General features: G+C 67.4%; 5 protein-coding genes. All 5 read left to right on the top strand.

Annotated features, from left to right (window positions below):
* Nucleotides 1-868 (top strand): amidohydrolase family protein (locus tag ACIQ6O_RS14005; protein WP_396208401.1); only part of this gene is annotated, 868 nt, incomplete at its 5' end.
* Entirely contained in the window at nucleotides 869-1,531 is a 663-nt protein-coding gene (locus tag ACIQ6O_RS14000) for a gluconate 2-dehydrogenase subunit 3 family protein (RefSeq protein ID WP_396208400.1), read from the top strand.
* Nucleotides 1,528-3,144 (top strand): GMC oxidoreductase, encoded by a 1,617-nt coding sequence (locus tag ACIQ6O_RS13995; RefSeq protein ID WP_396208399.1) that lies wholly within the window; start codon nucleotides 1,528-1,530, stop codon nucleotides 3,142-3,144. Before ACIQ6O_RS14000 ends, ACIQ6O_RS13995 begins: the two co-directional genes overlap by 4 nt.
* Nucleotides 3,145-3,230: 86 nt before the next feature.
* On the top strand, nucleotides 3,231-3,440 hold the full coding sequence (locus tag ACIQ6O_RS13990; RefSeq protein ID WP_396208398.1) for a DUF2892 domain-containing protein: 210 nt from the start codon (nucleotides 3,231-3,233) through the stop codon (nucleotides 3,438-3,440).
* A partial coding sequence (locus ACIQ6O_RS13985) for an RNA polymerase sigma factor (protein ID WP_396208397.1) occupies nucleotides 3,440-3,936 on the top strand: 497 nt, incomplete at its 3' end. The genes ACIQ6O_RS13990 and ACIQ6O_RS13985, both read left to right, overlap by 1 nt.

Raw genomic sequence — 3,936 nt, 5'->3', positions numbered from 1 at the left:
CATCGGGGAAGCCGACAACGCTCCACTGCGCGACGCGATCAATCGCGGACACATCCCCGGGCCGCGCGTGCTCACCTCGTTGGGCTCCATGAACGAGCGTACGCGCGGCGGCACCCCCGATTCGCTGCGGGCGGCCGTGCGGCGATTCAAGCAGATGGGCGCCGACGTGATCAAGATCTTCGCCTCCAAGAGCATTCGTGACGGAGGCGAAGCCACCATGTCCGTCGAGCAGCTGCAGGCGGCGTGCGGAGAGTCTACGGCACACGGCCTCCGCAGTGTCGTGCATGCGCACTCGGCCGACGCGGCGCAGCGCGCCGCGCGCGCTGGCTGCACGCAGGTGGAGCATGGGGTCTTCGCCGACGACGCCACCCTCGCGCTCTTCGCCGAGCAGGGCACATGGTTCGATCCGCAATGTGGCCTCGTGTTCCGCAATTATCTCGACAACAAGCCGTGGTTCGACGGCATCGGTAACTACAACGCGGTGGGCTTCGCGGCGATGGAGAAGGCCATTCCGCTCGCCGAGGCCGGGATCGGCCGCGCGGCGCGGACGAAGGGCGTGAAGCTGGTCTTCGGCACGGACGCCGTGGCCGGCGCGCACGGGCGCAACGCCGAGGAACTGGTGTGCCGGGTCCGCCGTGGCGGGCAGCCGGCGATGGATGCCATCGTGAGCGCCACCAGCCGTGCCGCGGAATCGATGCACCTGGAGAAGGAACTGGGGCGCATCGCTCCGGGATACACCGCGGATATCATCGCGACGAACGGAGATCCATCGCAGGAAATCGAAGCGTCGCTGCGCGTGAGTTTCGTGATGCGCGGCGGTGTGGTGTATCGACTTGATGGTACCAGCCTTGCCAAGGGAGTTCGTTGAATGACTACACGTAACGACGGGCCATCGGCGCGCCGTCAGTTTCTCAAGACGGCCGGCGTGTTGGCGGTCGGCACGGCCGCCGTCGGATCGGCTGCCTGTGATGTGAAGGAACCCGCGCAGGTGGACGACTCGTCTGCGGCGCGCCTCCTCGGCTTCGACCGGACGCTCCTCGACGCGTTGGCCACCACGGTCTTGCCCGCCATTCTGGGAGCGGCGGGCGTGCGCGCCGCCACCGACCGATTCGTGGCGTGGGCCGACGGCTACGATCCAGTGGCCGAGGAGATGCATGGCTACGGCTACTCCGACATCCGGTATCTGCCCGCCGATCCCTCGCCGGCGTGGCGCGCGCAGCTCGAGGCGCTCGACGCCCTGAGCCGCAAGACACAGCGCGTCCCCTTTGCCCGCGGCACCGACGAGCAGCGGACGGCAGTACTTGAAGCAGCACTGCGCACGGAGAGCGGTGAGCGATTGCCGTCACCACTCGCCGCACGGCACATCGCGCTCGCGCTGCTGGCCCACTGGAGCGCCTCCCCCGACGCGTGGAATCTCGCGCTGGGCGCGCAGGTGTCGCCCGGAACCTGCCGCAAACTCGATGATGCGCTGCGCGCGCCGCTGCCGCTCGCACCGGCCGGCGCGTCGGCGAAGCCGGAGGCCACGTCATGATCATTCAGGACACGAATACCACGCGGCACGAAGCGGACATCTGCATCGTGGGCAGCGGCATCACAGCGGCAATGATGGCCGCGCATCTGGCCGAGCACACAAAGCAGTCCATTCTCGTGGTGGAAGCCGGCAAGCACACCACGCCGTTCGCGCAGCGCGCGCAGGCGCGGGAGCGCTACGTGGGATACGGCGAGAGCCCGTGGAAATCGGATCACCTGGACGACCAGAACGCCTACGGCAACACGTGGGGCTTTTCCCCGAGCATGCACGTGGGCGGGCTGGCCATGCACTGGGGGGGAGTATCCCCGCGCTACTCGCCGGAAGACTTCCGGGTGAAGTCGTTGTACGGGATCGGCGACGACTGGCCGTTCACCTACGACGACCTCGATCCGTTCTATCAGGAAGCGGAAGAGCGCATGGGCGTCGCCGGTGAGCAGGGGCCAGCCGCACTCGACCCTCGTGGCAAGCCGTACCCCCTGCCGCCGCTACCGATCAACCACAACCTGAAGCAGCTCCAGCAGTGGGCCACGAATGCGGGTATCGCCACCTGGAGCACCCCCAGTGCGAAGAACAGCACCCCGTACGCGGGGCGCGCGCAGTGCCAGCGCTGCGACACCTGTTACCCCGTGTGTCCCTCGGGCGCCAAGTACTCCCCCGACTTCACGTGGGATGCGCTGGTGCGAGACAAGAAGATCACGCTCGTCACCGAAACGCTCGTGCGCCGGCTCGAAGCCGATGCGAAGACGGGCCGCATCACGCACGCCACCGGCAACCGCACCGATGCCTCCGGCGCTCCGGTGGAGATTCGAGCAAAGACGTTTGTGCTGGCGGCGGGTTTCGTGTGGTCGCCGCATCTGCTGCTGCTGTCCCGCAGCAGCGCGTTTCCCGATGGGCTGGCCAATCGTAGCGGGCTCGTCGGCAAGTATCTCGCCGGTCACCGCAATGTGAACGCGTATCTCGAACTACCCATGGAGCTGCTGCCGGGCATCAACGTGCAGCATTCGCTCGTGAGCAAGCAGTTCATGCGTCCCGGCAAGCAGTCGCGCTACCTGCGCCACGACCTCCGCATCTGGGAGTCGAGTGTGGGGCGTGAGCCGCGGTTGCGCGGTACCGACGGCAAGCTGCTGTTGGGCGACGCGCTGCTGAAGGATTGGCAGCAGCGGGCCAAGGGCGCCACGGCGCGCGTGCGTGGCTACTACGACGTGCTCCCCGACCGCGAGAGCAAGTTCACGCTCGACAGCGGCCGCACCAATCGGTTCGGCGATCCCATGCCACAGGTGGCGTTCCGCGACGCATCCGAAAGCGCGGCCCTGCGCGAGTGGCAGGAGGAGGAGTTGCGCACCCTGTTCCGTCGCATGGCGAAGGCCGGCGGTGGCTCGATTCTGCGCATGGAGAACAGCAGCAATGATCTTGGGCAGGAGCATCCCACCGGTGGGTGCCGCATGGGCACCGATCCCCTCACCAGCGTGGTGGATGCCCGGGGGCGCGCACACGACCATGAGAACCTGTGGGTGGCAGGGGCTCCCACGCAGCCAACGGCGAGCTGCTGCAACGGAACGCTCACGTTCGCGGCGGTGGGACTGCGTACGGCGAGTGCCATTGCGACCGGCTGAATCCTTTTCAACGTATCCTGGCTCTCTCTGGCGAGGCTGATTCGTCCACCTCCCGGACCGGCCTTCACCCCAACTGGAGACTCCCCATGTCTGCCCTCCTGCCCAAGAACGTCGGCACGGTCGATCGCGCATTCCGCTTCGCCCTTGGCATTGCGTTGCTGTCCATCGCCTTCACCGGCCCGAAGACAGCGTGGGGGTTTCTGGGTTTCATCCCGCTGCTCACGGCTTCGCTGAGCACGTGCCCGCTGTATACGCTCCTTGGCTTCTCGACGTGCAAGGTGCGCCAGTCGCAGTGATGCCGGACGCGGATCGTCCCGTCGAAGGCCCGTCTGATGCCGCCCTGCTGGCGGCGTCGGCGGCCGGCGGCACCGGAGCTTTCGCCGTCTTCATGCGACGGCATCAGGCGCCGGTCACGCGCTATCTCGCGCTTTTCACGGGTACGCCTGATGTGGACGACGCCGTGCAGGACACGTTTGTCGCCGCCTGGCGCGCGGCAGCGGGCTTCCGCGGCGATTCGAGCGCTCGTGGGTGGCTGTATGCCATCGCCCGGCACGCGGTTCACCATCAGCAGCGCCGTCGCGTGGATGAACCGGCGCAGCTCGAGTCCATCGAGGAATTGGCGGAACGTGCGGGCTGGGGCAGTCTCCCCGCCAATCCGGCCACCACGACAGAAGAAGATCGGGCGGAACTCCTGCATCGTGCGCTCGCCCTGTTGCCGATCGAGGAGCGAGCGGTACTCACCCTGCGGGAGCTCGACGGATTGAGCGGCGAAGAAACTGCGGCGGCGATGCA

Source organism: Gemmatimonas sp. (assembly GCF_044345575.1).
GTDB lineage: Bacteria > Gemmatimonadota > Gemmatimonadetes > Gemmatimonadales > Gemmatimonadaceae > Gemmatimonas.
This window is presented reverse-complemented; position numbering and strand designations above follow the sequence as displayed.